General features: G+C 68.7%; 11 protein-coding genes and 1 tRNA gene. 9 read left to right on the top strand and 3 right to left on the bottom strand.

Features of this window, described 5'->3' with window-relative positions; translation table 11 throughout:
- The first annotated feature begins 128 nt into the window (after positions 1-128).
- From fdh to nrfD, 3 genes are read left to right on the top strand one after another with little or no spacing between them, the layout of a single operon-like run.
- The gene (fdh, locus tag KB201_RS14945) at positions 129-3,458 is read left to right on the top strand and encodes a formate dehydrogenase (RefSeq protein ID WP_211539582.1); all 3,330 of its coding nucleotides are present in this window, start codon (positions 129-131) and stop codon (positions 3,456-3,458) included.
- The gene (locus KB201_RS14940) at positions 3,459-4,508 is read left to right on the top strand and encodes a 4Fe-4S dicluster domain-containing protein (RefSeq protein ID WP_065629531.1); all 1,050 of its coding nucleotides are present in this window, start codon (positions 3,459-3,461) and stop codon (positions 4,506-4,508) included. It begins immediately after the preceding gene.
- A complete protein-coding gene (nrfD, locus tag KB201_RS14935; protein ID WP_211539581.1) occupies positions 4,505-5,629 on the top strand; it encodes an NrfD/PsrC family molybdoenzyme membrane anchor subunit in 1,125 nt (374 codons plus the stop codon). Before KB201_RS14940 ends, nrfD begins: the two co-directional genes overlap by 4 nt.
- Before the next feature lie 301 nt (positions 5,630-5,930).
- Here nrfD and selD read toward each other — a convergent pair whose 3' ends face one another.
- Positions 5,931-6,926, bottom strand: coding sequence for a selenide, water dikinase SelD (gene selD, locus KB201_RS14930; RefSeq protein ID WP_211539580.1), 996 nt, complete (start codon positions 6,924-6,926; stop codon positions 5,931-5,933).
- A 65-nt stretch (positions 6,927-6,991) separates the two neighbouring features.
- Here selD and KB201_RS14925 point away from each other — a divergent pair, with 65 nt between their 5' ends.
- The 5 genes from KB201_RS14925 to KB201_RS14905 all read left to right on the top strand — a co-directional run bounded on the left by KB201_RS14925 (position 6,992) and on the right by KB201_RS14905 (position 12,492).
- Entirely contained in the window at positions 6,992-7,282 is a 291-nt protein-coding gene (locus KB201_RS14925) for a hypothetical protein (RefSeq protein ID WP_078112696.1), read from the top strand.
- Positions 7,283-7,315: 33 nt separating this feature from the next.
- A tRNA-Sec gene (locus KB201_RS14920) sits at positions 7,316-7,410 on the top strand.
- 136 nt (positions 7,411-7,546) lie between these two features.
- Positions 7,547-8,863 (top strand): L-seryl-tRNA(Sec) selenium transferase, encoded by a 1,317-nt coding sequence (gene selA, locus KB201_RS14915; RefSeq protein WP_211539579.1) that lies wholly within the window; start codon positions 7,547-7,549, stop codon positions 8,861-8,863.
- A 10-nt stretch (positions 8,864-8,873) separates the two neighbouring features.
- Positions 8,874-10,667, top strand: coding sequence for a selenocysteine-specific translation elongation factor (gene selB, locus KB201_RS14910; protein WP_211539578.1), 1,794 nt, complete (start codon positions 8,874-8,876; stop codon positions 10,665-10,667).
- A gap of 202 nt (positions 10,668-10,869) precedes the next feature.
- A complete protein-coding gene (locus tag KB201_RS14905; protein ID WP_211539576.1) occupies positions 10,870-12,492 on the top strand; it encodes an HNH endonuclease signature motif containing protein in 1,623 nt (540 codons plus the stop codon).
- Between the two features lie 24 nt (positions 12,493-12,516).
- Here the strand turns inward: KB201_RS14905 and KB201_RS14900 are convergent, their stop codons facing one another.
- Positions 12,517-13,518 carry a zinc-binding alcohol dehydrogenase family protein gene (locus KB201_RS14900; protein ID WP_249145637.1) on the bottom strand — a complete coding sequence of 334 codons (1,002 nt, stop codon included), beginning with the start codon at positions 13,516-13,518 and terminating at the stop codon, positions 12,517-12,519.
- Positions 13,519-13,595: 77 nt separating this feature from the next.
- Here KB201_RS14900 and KB201_RS14895 point away from each other — a divergent pair, with 77 nt between their 5' ends.
- Positions 13,596-13,943, top strand: a complete 348-nt coding sequence (locus KB201_RS14895) for a helix-turn-helix domain-containing protein (RefSeq protein WP_058249796.1) — start codon at positions 13,596-13,598, stop codon at positions 13,941-13,943.
- 66 nt (positions 13,944-14,009) lie between these two features.
- Here KB201_RS14895 and clpB read toward each other — a convergent pair whose 3' ends face one another.
- The gene (gene clpB, locus KB201_RS14890; protein ID WP_078112701.1) at positions 14,010-16,562 is read right to left on the bottom strand and encodes an ATP-dependent chaperone ClpB; all 2,553 of its coding nucleotides are present in this window, start codon (positions 16,560-16,562) and stop codon (positions 14,010-14,012) included.
- Positions 16,563-16,665: the final 103 nt, after the last annotated feature.

The raw sequence follows: 16,665 nt of genomic DNA, 5'->3' as shown, positions 1-16,665 counted from the left end.
ATCGATGATCAGCCCGACAAGGGATGACAACGACACACGTGCAGCCGACCAGACTTCCCGGCACTCCACCCGCCACGATAGCAACGGTCGAGACGCAACCGCAGACGATGAGGTCTAGACTCGGACGGGTGCCAGCCTTCAGCCCCCTCGAATGGCCGGTGTTCCGCCAGTTGCGGTCGGGCGACGTCTTCGGACGCGGACCGGCGGTCACCTCGGCGAGGACACGCGGCATCCAACCGCGCACCGCCACCGCGGACCGTGTGGTCCAGAGCGTGTGCCCGTTCTGCGCGGTGGGCTGCGGGCAGAAGGTGTACGTCAAGGACGAGCGGGTGGTCCAGATCGAGGGCGACCCGGACTCCCCGATCTCCCGCGGGCGCCTCTGTCCCAAGGGCGCGTCGAGCGAGCAGTTGGTCAACAACCCGATGCGGCAGACCTCCATCCGCTATCGGGCCCCATACGCGACCGAATGGCAGGACCTGGATCGCGACACCGCGATCGACATGATCGCCGACCGTTTCCTCGAGGCCCGACGCCGTGGCTGGCAGGACCGCGACGACGAGGGCCGGCTGCTCCGGCGGACCACCGGTGTCGCCTCGCTCGGCGGTGCCACCCTCGACAACGAAGAGAACTATCTGATCAAGAAGCTCTTCACCGCGGCGGGCGCGATCCAGATCGAGAACCAGGCCCGCATATGACACTCCGCCACGGTTCCCGGTCTGGGGGCCTCGTTCGGACGCGGCGGCGCCACGCAATCACTGCAGGACATGGCCAACGCCGATTGCATCGTTCTCATGGGCGGCAACATGGCCGAGGCGCACCCGGTGGGTTTCCAGTGGGTGTCGGAGGCGAAGGCCAAGGGCGCGACGATCATTCACGTCGATCCGCGTTTCACCCGTACCTCTGCGGTGGCCGACCGGCACATCTCCATCCGGGCCGGCTCTGACGTCGTCCTGCTCGGTGCGCTCATCAACTACGCCATCACGCACGAGAAGTACTTCCGCGAGTACGTCGTCGCCTACACGAACGCCGCCACCCTGATCGCCGCGGACTTCCGCGACACCGAGGATCTCGACGGCCTGTTCTCCGGCTTCGACCCGGAGACCGGCGAATACGACGCCACCAGTTGGGCTTACGAGGAACCGTCCGCCCACTCCGACGACGGTGGCCGCGACAGCGAGGACGGCAAGGTCGAGTCGCCCGGCCACCCGGACGACGGGCCGCGCGTGACGGACCGCGCGGTGGGGCACGAGCACGGCTCCGGCGGGCCGCCGCTGGAGCACGGGACGACCCTGCGCGACGACACCCTGGAACACCCGCGCAGCGTGTTCCAGATCGTCAAGCGTCACTACTCGCGCTACACACCCGAGATGGTGCGCGACATGTGCGGGATCTCGGTGCGCGACTTCGAGTATCTGGCCCGGGCCGTCACCGACAACTCCGGCCGCGAGCGCACCACGTGCTTCGGGTACGCGACCGGCTGGACCCAGCACACTTTCGGCGCCCAGTTCATCCGCGCCGCGTCGGTCCTGCAACTCCTGCTCGGCAACGTCGGGCGCCCCGGCGGCGGCATCATGGCCCTCCGCGGACACGCGAGCATCCAGGGGTCCACCGACATCCCGACGCTGTTCAACCTGCTGCCCGGCTACCTGCCGATGCCCTCGGCGGGCAAGCACGACACCTTCGCCGACTACGTCGACGCGATGACGTCGAAGGCCGAGAAGGGTTTCTGGGCCAACGCCGAGGACTACATGGTGAGTCTTCTCAAGGCGTGGTTCGGCGACGCCGCGACCGCCGAGAACGACTGGTGTTACGACTACCTGCCCCGGCTCACCGGGCCCGCCGGGACCTTCCAGACGACGGTCGACATGCTCGCCGACAAGGTCGACGGTTACTTCGTCCTCGGCCAGAATCCGGCGGTCGGATCGGCCAACGGGCGCCAGGCGCGGATGGCGATGTCGCACCTCAAATGGCTCGTCGTCCGCGACCTCAACATGATCGAGACGGCCACCTGGTGGAAGGAGGGCCCGGAGATCGAGTCCGGCGAGCTGCGCACCGAGGACATCGCCACCGAGGTGTTCTTCCTCCCCGCGGCCACGCATGTGGAGAAGGCCGGCTCGTTCACGCAGACCCAGCGCATGGTGCAGTGGCGCCACCAGGCGGTCGAGCCACCGGGTCAGTGCCAGAGCGAGATGGACTTCTTCTACGAACTCGGGAGGCGCATCCGCGAACGCCTCGCCGGATCGACCGACGAACGTGACCGCCCACTGCTCGACGTCACCTGGGACTATCCCCTCGACGAACACGGCAACCCCGACCCCGAAGCGGTGCTGTCGGAGATCAACGGCTACCACGTGACCGGCGAAGACGCCGGCACGAACCTCACGTCCTACACCCAGATGAGACGCGACGGCTCGACTGCGGGCGGATGCTGGATCTACACCGGGGTCTACACCGGCGCGGACACCGACGGGCCGTCGAACCTGGCCGCACGCCGGGTCCCACAGGGCGGCGGCGGGGTCACCCAGCACGAGTGGGGCTGGGTGTGGCCGGCGGATCGTCGAATCCTCTACAACCGCGCGTCGGCCGACCCCGACGGCCGGCCGTGGAGCGAGCGCAAGCGGTACATGGAATGGGACGCCGACGCCGGGCGGTGGGTCGGTCCCGACGTGCCCGACTTCCCGGTCGACCTGGCTCCCGATGCCCGCCCCGACCCGTCGGTCGGCGGCGTCGAAGCCCTCTGCGGCGACGACCCGTTCGTCATGCAGGCCGACGGGAAGGGCTGGCTCTACGCCCCGCGCGGGCTGGTCGACGGCCCGTTGCCGACGCACTACGAACCGCAGGAATCCCCGGTGGTCAACGCGCTGTACCCCCAACAGCAGTCGCCATCGCGAGTCCTGTTCCCCCGCACGGACAATCTCGACGCACCCAGCGGCGAGAGCCCCGGTTCCGAGGTGTACCCGTTCGTGTTCACGACGTACCGACTCACCGAGCACCACACCGCGGGTGGCATGAGCCGATGGACGCCGTACCTGTCGGAACTGCAGCCGGAGATGTTCTGCGAGATCTCACCCGAACTCGCCGAAGAGCGGGGCCTCACCAACGAGGGCTGGGCGACGATCGTGTCGCCGCGCGCCGCGATCGAGGCGCGGGTGCTGGTGACCGACCGCATGATGCCGCTGACCATCAACGGCCGGCAGGTGCATCAGGTGGGTCTCCCCTATCACTGGGGCGTGGGTTCCGACGCCGTGGTCAGCGGCGACGCCGCCAACGATCTGATCGGGGTCACACTGGATCCGAACGTGCAGATCCAGGAGTCCAAGGTGGGCTCGTGCGACGTCATCGCCGGGCGCCGGCCGCAAGGCCGGGCACTGCTCGACCTGGTGCGCGCCTACCAGGAGCGGGCCGGGGTCACCGTCGAGACCGACAACCAGCACATCACCGGGAAGGCGGAGGAGTAGATGGGACAGCTGTCCGGGCCATCCGATCCCAGCGCCGACGCGCACTGGAGCACCCACGAGAAGCGCAAGGGGTTCTTCACCGACACCTCGATCTGCATCGGCTGCAAGGCCTGCGAGGTGGCGTGCAAGGAATGGAACGGCAACCCGCGCGACGGCGACCTCGCCCTCACCGGGATGTCGTACGACAACACCGTCGCCCTCGGCGCGAGCACCTGGCGCCACGTCGCCTTCATCGAGCAGAATTCCGACCGCATCGCCGAGGCCCGCGAGTCCGGGCGTGCGCTCGTCGGACTGGGCATGCCCGCGATGCCCGGCTCCTCGCCTGAAGATCGTTCGTCTCTGCCGACCAGGCCCTCTCCCCTGCCGGCTGAGCCGGCGAGGAGCGAAGCGACGAGCCGAGTCGAAGTCCCCGACACCCCCGAGTTCCGCTGGCTGATGTCGTCCGACGTCTGCAAGCACTGCACGCACGCCGGGTGCCTCGACGTCTGTCCGACCGGCGCGCTGTTCCGCACCGAGTTCGGCACCGTCGTGATCCAGGACGACGTCTGCAACGGCTGCGGGACGTGCGTGGCCGGGTGCCCGTTCGGCGTCGTCGAGCGCCGGGCCGATGGCACCGCCGCGCCGACGACCCGCTCCGGCGAACGCAAGGGCGAGCAGCCCGAAGTGCCCAAACGCGGTGTCGCGCAGAAGTGCACGCTCTGCTACGACCGGTTGCTCGACGACGAGACACCGGCTTGCGCGAAGACCTGCCCGACCACGTCGATCAAGTTCGGCGACCACGACGACCTCGTCGACGACGCGCACGCCCGCGTCCGCGCGCTGCACGAGCAGGGCATGACCGAGGCGCGGCTCTACGGCGCCAACCCGAACGACGGTGTCGGCGGCACCGGATCGGTGTTCCTGCTGCTCGACGAGCCCGAGGTCTACGGGCTGCCGCCGGACCCGCGGGTGTGCACCGCGGACCTGCCGGCCATGTACAAGCGAGCCGGGATCGCGGCGGCCGGAATGCTGGCCGCCGCCGCACTCTCGTTCCTGCGGGGCGGCCGATGACCTCGTCGGAGTTCGACTCCTTCCGTCCGCCGGAGCCGGCCCGGCGGCGCGGCCGGGGTTTCGGCCGTGGCGGAAAACGAAGGCCGGGTATAGGTTTCGGTCAGGGCGACGGCAACCGCGAGATGTCGATGGTGCCCGATGCCGAATTCACCTCGTATTACGGGCATCCCGTCGTCAAGCCACCACCCTGGGACGAGAAGGTGGCCGCCTACCTGTTTCTCGGCGGTGTCGCCGGCGGCTCCGGCGTCCTGGCCGCCGGGGCCCAGCTCACCGGGCGGGACGCGTTGCGCCGCAACGCCCGTCTCGGCGGTCTGGGTGCCGTGGGTCTGGGCGGGATCGCGCTCGTCGCCGACCTCGGACGGCCGGACCGGTTCTACAACATGTTGCGCACGTTCAAGGTGACGTCGCCGATGAGCGTCGGTTCCTGGATCCTGTCGGCGTTCAGCGGGGCACTCGGTGTCGCGGCGGTCGCCGAGGTCGACCGGATGACCGGTGCGCGGCTGCCGCTCGGGCCGCTTCGTGCGGTGTTGCGCGCCGTCGAGGCCCCCGCCGGGCTGGCCGCCGGGCTGGCGGGTCCGCCGCTCGCGGTGTACACCGCGGTCCTGCTCTCCGATACCGCCGTGCCGACCTGGAACGCCATGCACCGGGACCTGCCGTTCGTGTTCGTCAGTTCCGCGAGTCTGGCGTCGAGCGGGCTGGCGCTGGTCACCACGCCGGTCGGTCAGGCCGGGCCGGCACGGACGCTCGCGGCGCTGGGCGTGGTCGGCGACCTCGCGGCGATGCGACTCACGGAGCGACGGATGGACCCGGTCGCCGCGGAACCGCTCCACCACGGCAAGGCCGGCACCCTGCTGCGCTGGAGCGAGCGACTCGCCGTCGCCGGCGGAGTGGGCGCGTTGCTCGGCGGTCGCTCCCGCGCCCTGGCGGTCGTCTCGGGACTCGCACTGCTCGCCGCGTCGGCCTGCACGCGATTCGGCGTCTTCGACGCCGGCATCGAGTCGGCCAAGAACCCCCGCTACACGATCGAGCCACAGAAGCGCCGCCTCGCGGCCCGTCGTGCCGCCGGAATCACCGACGACTCGATCACCACCGGGCCGCCCGCGCCCCCCATTGCTCCCTGAGGTGCGAGGGGCGCAAGCCGCCGGGCCGAGCAAGCGACGAAGGAGCGCGTCGAGGTCGACGAGCCACGAAGGGCCTGGTGAGACACGTTGCGTGACCCTTCGTGGCTCGCTTCGCTCGCACCTCAGGGAGCATGTTTTTCGGACGTTCACGAGTGTTCTTTCGTGGTCCACAACGGCCGCCAGGCCCCCGCTCCCTGAGGAGCGCCCGGAGCTTGCGGAGGGCAAAGGCCCACCCCCCCCGCTCCCTGAGGAGCGCCCGGAGCTTGCGGAGGGCGCGTCACGAAGGGTCCTGGCGACCGAGTCAGCGAACCCGGATACCCGTCCCCGCCACCGTCTCGCCGATCACCGGGTAGCCCGGGACCTCGCCGACCACGAGCAGCCCGCCCGAGGTCTGTGCGTCCGCGAGGAACAGCAGGTCGTCGTCGGAGACACCGGAATCGACCGTGAGGTGCGGCTGCACCCAGTCGAGGTTGCGGCGGGTACCCCCCGACACGAACCCGTCGCGCAGCGCCTCGTCCGCGCCGCTCACGGCTGGCACCGAAGCGCGGTCGACTACCGCGCCGACGCCCGACGCGCGGCACAGTTTGTGCAGATGCCCGAGTAGACCGAAGCCGGTCACGTCGGTCGCCGCACGGACGCCGGCCGCGACCGCAGCGATCGACGCATCGCGATTGAGCGTCGTCATCAGGGCGATCGCCTCCTCGAACACCTCGCCCGTCTGCTTGTGCCGGTTGTTCAGCAGTCCGACGCCGATCGGCTTGGTCAGGGTGATGGGCAACCCCGGCTCGGCCGCGTCGTTGCGCAACAACCGGCCGGGTTCGGCCACTCCGGTCACCGCCATGCCGTACTTGGGTTCCGGATCGTCGATGGTGTGCCCGCCGATCACCGGACAGGCGGCCTGCGCCCCGACGTCGAGACCGCCGCGCAGCACCTCGGTCATCAGCTCCATCGGCAGCACCTCCCGCGGCCACCCGACCAGGTTGATCGCGACGACGGGGGTGCCGCCCATGGCGTAGATGTCCGACAGCGCGTTGGCCGCGGCGATGCGGCCCCAGTCGTACGGATCGTCGACGACCGGGGTGAAGAAGTCGGCGGTGGACAGCACCGCGAGGTCGTCGCGGATGCGCACCGCCGCGGCGTCGTCCCCGTCGTCGAGCCCGACGATGATGTCGTCACCGACCTGGCCGGTGAGTCCCGCGACCGCCTGCTCGAGCTCACCCGGCGGGATCTTGCACGCGCATCCACCGCCGTGGGCGTAGCCGGTCAGTCGGATGGGTGTCTCGCTTCGCACGGTCACCGTGTCGAGGGTAGCCCTCCGGCAATCAGTGATACGGCCCTCCGGCGATCGCTACCATCGGGCACATGAGGCAAGCAGACGGCGAGTACTACGTCACGGCCGGCGAGCTGCAGGCGTTCTGGGAATCCGGTCACGACTACTGGTACATGCGAGAGGACGGGTCGACCGACCTCTACGCCGACGAACTCGACATCACCCACGGCTGGCCGATCTTCCTGATGAAGCGCGACGAGGAGTGGTTCGCGAAGTGGGACGGCGATTTTGAGCGCGCCGTCGACGACGATCTCAACCCGAAGTTGATCCGCCACTTCGAGGAACTCATCACCGAGGGCAACTGGCCACACCGGCAGGACTGACCCGGCCGCACGTCGGATAGGTTGGGACCGCATGGAGGCGTATGGGTCCTGGTGGGCTCCCCGGTCTTCAAAACCGAGGAGGTCGAGTATCTCGGCCTGGCGGGTTCGATTCCCGTCCGCCTCCGCCAGAGGGTCGACCGTGACCCCGCCGGCTGAGCCGGTGACGAGCGAAGCGAGAGCCACCTACCGCCGGCTGAGCCGGTGACGAGCGAAGCGAGAGCCCACCCCCGCCGGCTGAGCCGGTGACGAGCGAAGCGAGGAGCCGTGTCGAAGCCCCCCGTCACCGATCCGCGCCGCCGGATCCCGCGGACCGACGCACTGTTGACCCTGCCCGCGGTGTCCGAGGCGCGAGAACGACTGGGTGACACCGTGATCCGCGACATCATTCGCCAGGCCCAGGACGCGGCCCGCCGCGGTGAGTGGCCACCGGATGACGTCGAACGGCTCGTCGTCGAGTCGGTGAGCGCGTCGTATGCGTCGTCGGTCCGCCCCGTACTCAACGCCACGGGGGTCGTCGTGCACACGAACCTCGGGCGGGCACCGCTGTCACCCGCGGCGCTCGACGCCGTCGGCGCGGCGTCGGGTTACGTCGATGTGGAACTCGATCTCGAGTCCGGCACCCGGTCGAAGCGCGGGGCGGCCACCCGCAGCGCTCTCCTACGAGCCTGTCCCGCAGCGGAAGACGCGCTGATGGTCAACAACGGTGCGGCCGCACTGGTACTGGCGACGACCGCGCTGGCGGCCGGGCGTGCAGTCGTCATCAGTCGTGGCGAGATGATCGAGATCGGCGCAGGTTTCCGGCTCACCGAACTGATCGCGTCGACAGGCGCCCGGTTACACGAGGTCGGCACCACCAACCGCACCCACGCGCGCGACTACGCCGACGCCCTCACCGACGACGACGTCGGAGCGATCCTCAAGGTGCATCCGAGCAACTTCCGGGTCGAGGGTTTCACCAGCGAGACCTCGCTCTCCGAGCTACGCGGCCTCGGCCGGGCGCACGGCGTGCCCGTCGTCGCCGACATCGGCAGCGGACTCCTGCAGCCAGACCCGCTGCTGCCCGACGAACCCGACGCCACCACGACACTCGAATCCGGCGCCGACCTCGTCATCGCCAGCGGCGACAAAATTCTGGGCGGACCGCAGGCCGGACTCCTCCTCGGCGATGCGGCGCTCGTTCAGCGCCTCGCGAAACACCCACTGGCACGGGCAGTTCGCGCGGACAAGCTGGCACTGGCTGCGATGGAGGCGACCGTCGGCGGGCCACGACCCCCCGTCTGGGAGTACCTTCACGCCGATCCCGACAGACTTCGCGTGCGCACCGAGCGCCTCGGTACGGCAGTCGGATTCCCGATCGTCGCCCATGACGGACGGGTGGGTGGCGGTGGCGCACCCGGCGTGCCGCTGCCGGGGTGGGCGGTGCGGCTTCCGGTCGCAACGGCCGCCCGCCTACGCGTCGGCGATCCGGTAGTCCTACCCCGCGTTCACGACGACGCGTGTCTGGTGGACCTGCGCTGCGTTCCCGAAGCCGACGACGTGCGGGTACTCGCCGCGATCCGACAGGCTCTGGGCGCGTCGTGAAGTCGCGCTCGTGAAGTACGTGGTGGCCACCGCCGGACACGTGGACCACGGGAAGTCCACACTGGTGCGTGCTCTGACCGGGATCGAGCCGGACCGATGGGAGGAGGAACGACGCCGAGGGCTGACTATCGACCTCGGTTTCGCCTGGACCACACTGCCTTCCGGTGCCGACGTGGCCTTCGTCGACGTCCCCGGCCACGAGCGGTTCATCCCGAACATGCTGGCCGGCCTGGGCCCGGCGCCCGTCGTCCTGTTCGTCGTCGCCGCGGACGAAGGATGGAGCGCCCAGTCCGACGACCACCGTGATGCCGTCGCCGCCCTCGGCATCGAGTACGGGCTGCTGGTCATCACCCGAGCCGACCGGGCCTCGCCCGACCGCGTTCGTGAAGTGATCGATCTGTCGCGTGATCGCCTCAGCCGCACCGGCCTTTCCGATGCGCCGGCGGTCGTGGTGTCGGCGCCCGATCGCGTCGGAATCGACGAACTGCGCACACGGCTCGACGCCGTCTTGGCCGGGACATCACCGCCGTCGACCTCGGGGCGTGTCCGGTTCTGGATCGACCGGGTCTTCACCCGCACCGGCGCCGGCACCGTCGTCACCGGCACCCTGGCCGCCGGGACGATCGCGGTCGGCGACACCCTGGACCTGCTCACCGTTGACGACCGCCGACGACTCGATGTCCGTGGATTGCAGAGCGAGGGTGCAACTCTCACCACCGCGGCCCCGGTCAGCCGAGTCGCGATCAATCTGCGCGGCGTCGGCGTCGACGACGTCTCTCGTGGCGACGCACTCGTGACGCCCGGAGCCTGGCACACCTCTGCTGTCGCTGATGTCCGGCGCGTGAGCGGAATGTCCTTCGAGGAGGCACCGGAACACCTCGTCGCGCACATCGGCACAGCGGCGCTACCGGTCCGGTTGCGCCCCTTCGACGGCGACCACGCGCGTGTGACCCTCGCGCGCGCCGTGCCGATGTCGCGGGGCGATCGGCTGGTCCTGCGCGATCCCGGCCAGCGTATCGTCGGCGGCGGCGTCGTGCTGCACCCCGATCCCCCGGCGCTGACCCGACGGGGCGACGCGACGCGACGCGCGGCCTCGCTGGCGGCCATGTCCGACGACGCCGGGGCCGCCGAAGAAGTGCATCGGCGTGGCGCGATGCGCGTCACCGATCTGACGCGACTCGGTCTGGTCGACGACGCCGAGCCCACACCCCACGGCGTACGAGTGATCGGCGAGTGGTGGGTCGCCGAAACCTCCCTCACCGCCTGGGCCGAGCGACTCCGCGCCGCCGTTGTCGATCTACATGACCGAGATCCGTTGTCGGCGGGGCTGTCCGCGTCCGGCGCACCTGCCCTGCTCGGGCTTCCGGACACGACGCTGCTGGCGACCGTCATCTCGGAAGCCGAGCTGTCGTCGTCCGACGGACACCTGGCGGTCCCGGATCACAAGCCCTCCCTGGGCGATGCCGACGACGCGGTCAGCGCACTGGAGCGCCGGCTCGCCGACCATCCGTTCCGTGCACCCGAGGCCGATGACCTCGCCGCACTCGGCCTGGGCGCCCGAGAACTCGCCGCCGCCGAGCGCACGGGCCGAATTCTCCGTTTGCGCGACGGCGTCGTGCTGTTGCCGACCGCCCCCGCCCTGGCGATGCGCACCCTCGCCTCGCTCGATCAGCCGTTCACCACCAGCGCCGCTCGTCAGGCGCTCGAAACCACTCGGCGCGTGGTGATTCCGCTACTGGAGTACCTGGATGCCCGTGGTTGGACCCGCCGGCTCGACGCCGGGCACCGCGAGGTCGTGCGCTGAGCCGCGGGCGGTGGTCCTGTCGGACAGGTCGCCGCGTGCATCGCGGGAAGAGCTTCCGTCCGAGGCCCCTACCACACGACACCGACAAGTCGACATCAACGAATAGCATTGCACAGCAGTATGTTTGGCCTTGCCACACGTCTGGATTGGTGTACACTCGAACCTACATTCGCAGCAACGGTTCTCGGGGGAGGTGACCGTCATGTCCGACACCACACACGTCGGTGGCGATTCGACAGCGCCGCAACCGCGTGCCGTTGAGTTGGTGGCTGATCTCCACCGCACCATCGACAAGTTGCAGACCGTAGACCTGTCGCCGTGTACCGATGCCGAACTCGCTGAAGTGGCCGCGGAGACCGAACGCGCCATCGCACGTCTGACCGTTGCCGGTGACCGGCAGATCGATCAGGTCGAGGCTCGCGACCTGCCCCGAAAAGCCGGCTGCCGCACCCTCATGCAGTACATGACACACCGGCTACGAGTCTCGAACCCGATGCGCCGCCGTAAGCAGATGGACGCCACCGCCCACCGGACCAGCCTCGGCGGCGAGGTCCTCCCACCCGAATACCCCTGCCTCGCCGAAGCTTTCGCACAAGGCGCGGTCGGCACCGCGCACGTGCAGGCCACCCTCGACGTCCTCGACCGCATCCCGGGCACCATCGACCACGACATCAAGGTCGCCGCCGAACGGCAGATGGCCGAGATCGCCGAAGCCCACACCCCCGCCGACATCACCCAACTCGGCTCGCGGCTGCTTGCCCACCTCGACCCCGACGGCACACTGGCCGACGATTCGGAACGCAAGAGGCGCCGCGGCCTGTGGATCGGTCGGCAACGAGCTGACGGGACCGCAAAGATCTCGGGCACGCTGACTCCCGAACTCCACGCCCGGTTGTCGATGATGTTCGCGGTCTGGGGCAAACCCGGACTCAACAACCCCGACGACCCCGCCTCACCGTCCGGGCCGGCCGGCACCGCCGACCCCGACGCCCTGACCGCCGCCGCCGACCGCGACGGTCGCACCCTCGCCCAAACGAATCACGACGCGCTCGACGCCGCCCTGGCCGCAGGCTTCGCCGACGGCACACTGGGAACCTCGCACCGAGGCCTGCCCGTGCAACTGATCGTCAAAGCCGACCTCGGGGACCTCGTCCGCGAAGCCGGACTCGCGACCACCGCCACCGGTACCCTGCTGCCCGTCCGGGACCTGATCGCGATGGCCGGTGACGTCCAGCCGTGGTTGGCGATCTTCAAAGACGCCACCGCTGTGCCGCTGCACTTCGGGCGGGGTAAACGCTTGGCCACCCGCGAACAACGCCTCGTCTCCTTCGCCCGCCCCGATGGGGAAGTGTGTTCGGCTCCCGGCTGCGATCAGCCCGCCACCCAGGTCGAGCTTCATCACGCCCACAAAGATTGGGCCAAGGGCGGACTCACCGACATCGATGACCTCGCACCCGCCTGTCCCCGCCACAACCGCATGGTCGGCGACCAACCCGGCCAATACACCACCCGGATCGTCCGGTCCGGGCCAGACGAAGGCCGCTGCGCCTGGCGATTGAACGCCGAACCCGGCGCCCCGCCCAACCCCGAATACATCAACCGCCGACCCGACATACCCAAGCGGTTGCAGGCCCACCTGGCACAGGTGCGGCGAGAGATCCACGGACGCACCACGTCCGGCGACGAGCCACGCCCACATGACGCGCGCCGTTCATGGCTGAAAACCAGCCACGTCATCGACGTCCGACCACCCCGACCCGGACCACGCACGCCCCGGCCCTCCCTCGTCGAAGCACACCTCATGGAGTTACTCGCCACCTCGTGAAGTTCGCCGGCTCATCCGCGGTGGTCAGCGCGTGAGGACCACCTTGCCGATCGCCCCTCCGGATTCGGAGACCTGGTGCGCTGTACGAAGATTCTCGATCGTGAAACCAGCCAGTTCACGGTTGACAGTGCTGCGGATCTTGCCGGCGTCGACGAGTTCGGCGACCCGGCCGAGGATCTGGTGTTGCGAGTCGTCTTCCGGTGCGAACAACGGCTTGGAGAACATCAACTCCCAATGCCAACTCTGGCTTTTCTGCTTCAGCGGGAGGGTATCGAGGCCTTCCGGCTCGTCGATGGCGACGACCTGACCGTGTACACCCATGATGTCGGCATAGGACTCGACATTTCCGTACGAGTGGGGCGAGAAGATGTAGTCCACACCGCGCGGAGCGTATGCCCGCACGTCCTCGCGCAGGCGTCTCGGGTCGACGACGTGGTGGGCACCGAGTCCTCGCGCCCATTCCTGCGACTCAGGCCGTGACGCGGTTGCGATCACGGTGAGATCAGTCAGGGTCCGGGCCAACTGAATGACCATCGAGCCGACGCCCCCGGCACCCGCCACCACAACGATCGTTCCCGAGTCCGCGGAATCGACCCGCAGCTTCTCGAACAACGACTCCCAGGCAGTGATCGTGGTCAACGGCAGTGCGGCAGCCGCGCCGAAGTCGAGGGACGACGGTTTGCGCCCGACGATCCGCTCATCGACAAGATGGAATTCGGCATTCGTTCCCGGCCGATCGATCGAACCGGCGTAGTAGACCTCGTCCCCGACGGCAAACCTCGACACCTCGTCGCCGATCCCGACGACAATCCCCGCCGCGTCGAATCCCAGAACACGCGGCGGATCGGAGTCACGCAGGCCTGCACGCACTTTGGTGTCCACCGGGTTGACCGAGACCGCGCGGACCTCGACGAGGAGATCGTGCGGACGGGGCGCCGGCACCGGCATTGTCGCCTCGGCGAAGGCGCTCGGGTCCTCGACGGAGTTCGCGGCGACCGCGACCAGTGCTGTCATGTTTCTCGTCATGGCGCTAAGGTATCCCTGCGGCCCCAGTTACCCGCAAGGGCTCCTAGTATCCAGTAGAAAGCACCGAGGTCAGCGCCATGTCACTGCCGTCCCATCGCGGAGACGCCTACTCTGCGTCGTGTCCCTGCCGAGGGATGCTCGACCTCCTCGCCGACAAGTGGAGCGCCCTGGTCATCGGCGCCCTACGCGATCGACCGATGCGGTTCGGAGAGCTCCGCGTGCGGCTGGACGGGATCAGCCCCAAAGTCCTCACGGCGACTCTGCGTCGGTTGGAGACAGCCGGGATGCTGACCCGTACCGTCTATCCGGCGGTCCCGCTGCACGTCGAATACCAACTGACGGAACTCGGGGTGGACGCCGCCGGGCCGCTGGACGCACTGCGCCTGTGGGTAGAGGACAACCTCGACCGCTTCCCACATCCGTAGCCGGCGCAGACAAAGGGACCCATCCCGAAGGATGGGTCCCTTGTCATTCACTTGTCATTCACGAACTCAGCCGAGTACCAACGATTCTCCGTCGGCACTGACATTGACCGGCACCACGTCGCCGTCCCGGATGTCCCCGGCGAGCAGCTGCTTGGCGAGCTGGTCACCGATGGCTTGCTGCACCAGGCGGCGCAGCGGGCGGGCACCGTACAGCGGGTCGAATCCGCGAGCGCCCAGCCATTCCTTGGCCTTGAGCGACACCTCGAGGTCGAGGCGACGCTGTGCGAGGCGCTTCTTGAGCTGGCCGAGCTGGATGTCGACGATCGACACCAGTTCCTCCGGGCTCAGGGCGTCGAAGATCACCACGTCGTCGAGACGGTTGATGAACTCCGGCTTGAACGCCGACCGCACCGCCATCATGACGTGATCCTTGTCGCCACCCGCACCGAGGTTCGAGGTGAGGATCAGGATGGTGTTGCGGAAGTCCACCGTCCGGCCCTGGCCGTCGGTCAGGCGACCTTCGTCCAGCACCTGCAGCAGCACGTCGAACACGTCCGGGTGGGCCTTCTCGATCTCGTCGAACAGGACCACCGTGTACGGACGACGCCGCACCGCCTCGGTCAGCTGACCGCCGGCCTCGTACCCGACGTAGCCGGGCGGAGCACCGACGAGCCGTGCCACGCTGTGCTTCTCGCCGTACTCGCTCATGTCGATGCGGACCATTGCCCGCTCGTCGTCGAACAGGAACTCGGCGAGCGCCTTGGCCAGCTCGGTCTTACCGACACCGGTGGGGCCGAGGAACATGAACGAGCCGAGCGGCCGGTTCGGGTCCGCGACACCGGCGCGGGCACGACGCACCGCGTCGGACACCGCCTGCACCGCATCCTTCTGACCGATGACCCGGTGTCCCAGTTCCTCTTCCATGCGCAGCAGCTTGGCGGTCTCGCCTTCGAGCATGCGTCCGGCCGGGATTCCGGTCCACGCCGACACGACCTGGGCCACGTCGTCGGGTCCGACCTCCTCCTGCAGCATCACGTCCTGAGAAGGATCCGTGCCGGTCTTCTCGATCGCGGCCTCGAGCTCCTTCTCCAGTCCGGGGACGCGACCGTACCGCAGCTCGGCGGCGCGTCCGAGATCACCGTCGCGCTCCGCGCGATCAGCCTCGCCGCGAAGCCTTTCCAGCTCCTCTTTGAGGTCTCGGACCGCGTCGATCGCGGTCTTCTCCGACTGCCACCGGGCGGAGAGCTCGTTGAGCTTCTCCTTCTGGTCGGCCAGTTCGGCGCGGAGCTTCTCGAGCCGCTCCTTCGACGCCGCGTCGGTCTCCTTCTGCAAGGCGACCTCCTCGACTTCGAGACGGCGGACGATCCGCTCGACCTCGTCGATCTCGACGGGGCGCGAGTCGATCTCCATCCGCAACCGCGACGCGGCCTCGTCGACGAGGTCGATGGCCTTGTCGGGCAGGAACCGCGAGGTGATGTAGCGATCGGAAAGCGATGCGGCAGCGACCAATGCGGAGTCGGTGATGCGCACGCCGTGGTGCACCTCGTACCGGTCCTTCAGGCCGCGGAGGATGCCGATGGCGTCTTCGACCGACGGCTCGCCGACGTACACCTGCTGGAAGCGACGCTCTAGTGCGGCGTCCTTCTCGATGTACTTGCGGTACTCCTCGAGGGTGGTGGCACCGACCAGCCGCAGCTCACCACGGGCGAGCATCGGCTTGATCATGTTGCCGGCGTCCATCGCGGAATCGCCTGTCGCACCGGCTCCGACGATCGTGTGCAGCTCGTCGATGAAGGTGATGACCTGTCCGGCCGAACCCTTGATCTCGTCGAGCACGGCCTTGAGCCGCTCCTCGAACTCGCCACGGTACTTCGCGCCGGCGACCATCGAACCCATGTCGAGGGAGATGACGGTCTTGTTGCGCAACGACTCCGGCACGTCGCCGGCGACGATGCGTTGCGCGAGACCTTCGACGATGGCGGTCTTGCCGACGCCGGGCTCACCGATGAGGACCGGGTTGTTCTTGGTCCGCCGGCTGAGCACCTGCACGACGCGCCGGATCTCGGTGTCGCGGCCGATGACCGGGTCGAGCTTGCCCTCGCGGGCGGCCGCGGTCAGGTCGGTCGAGTACTTCTCGAGAGCCTGGTAGGTCGATTCGGGATCCTCGGAGGTGACCCGTGCGCTGCCGCGCACGGCGACGAACGCCTCGCGCAGAGCCTGCGGTGTCGCACCGAGGTTGTGCAGCAGTTTGGCGACGTCGGAGTCACCGGTCGCCAGGCCGACGACGACGTGCTCGGTCGAGACATACTCGTCGTCGAGTTCACCGGCCAGCTGCTGAGCTGCGGTGACGGCCGCGATCGATTCGCGGGATAGTTGAGGCGTCGAGCTGGCGCCGGACACCGTTGGCATGCGATCGACCAGAGCCTGGGCCTGCGCACGAACGCTCGACGGGTCCACGCCCACCGCTTTGAGCAGCGGCGACGCGATGCCGTCGGACTGATCGAGCAGTGCCACGAGGATGTGGGCCGGTCGCACGTCGGGGTTGCCAGCACTGGCCGCCGCCTGCACAGCAGAACTCAATGCTTGCTGCGTCTTGGTGGTGGGGGTGAAGCTGTCCACTCGCGTGCACCTTTCTCTTAAGTCCAACAGGCTCAAGTATGAGCCATACGCGGTCTACAACGCCAACAGAGTTGAGTGCATTCCGCTCAAGCCTGAAGTTTCT

Source organism: Gordonia sp. SCSIO 19800, assembly GCF_018132775.1.
Classification (GTDB): Bacteria; Actinomycetota; Actinomycetes; order Mycobacteriales; family Mycobacteriaceae; genus Gordonia; species Gordonia hongkongensis.
Note: the sequence above shows the minus strand (reverse complement) of the source record. Positions and strands in the feature narration are given on the sequence as shown.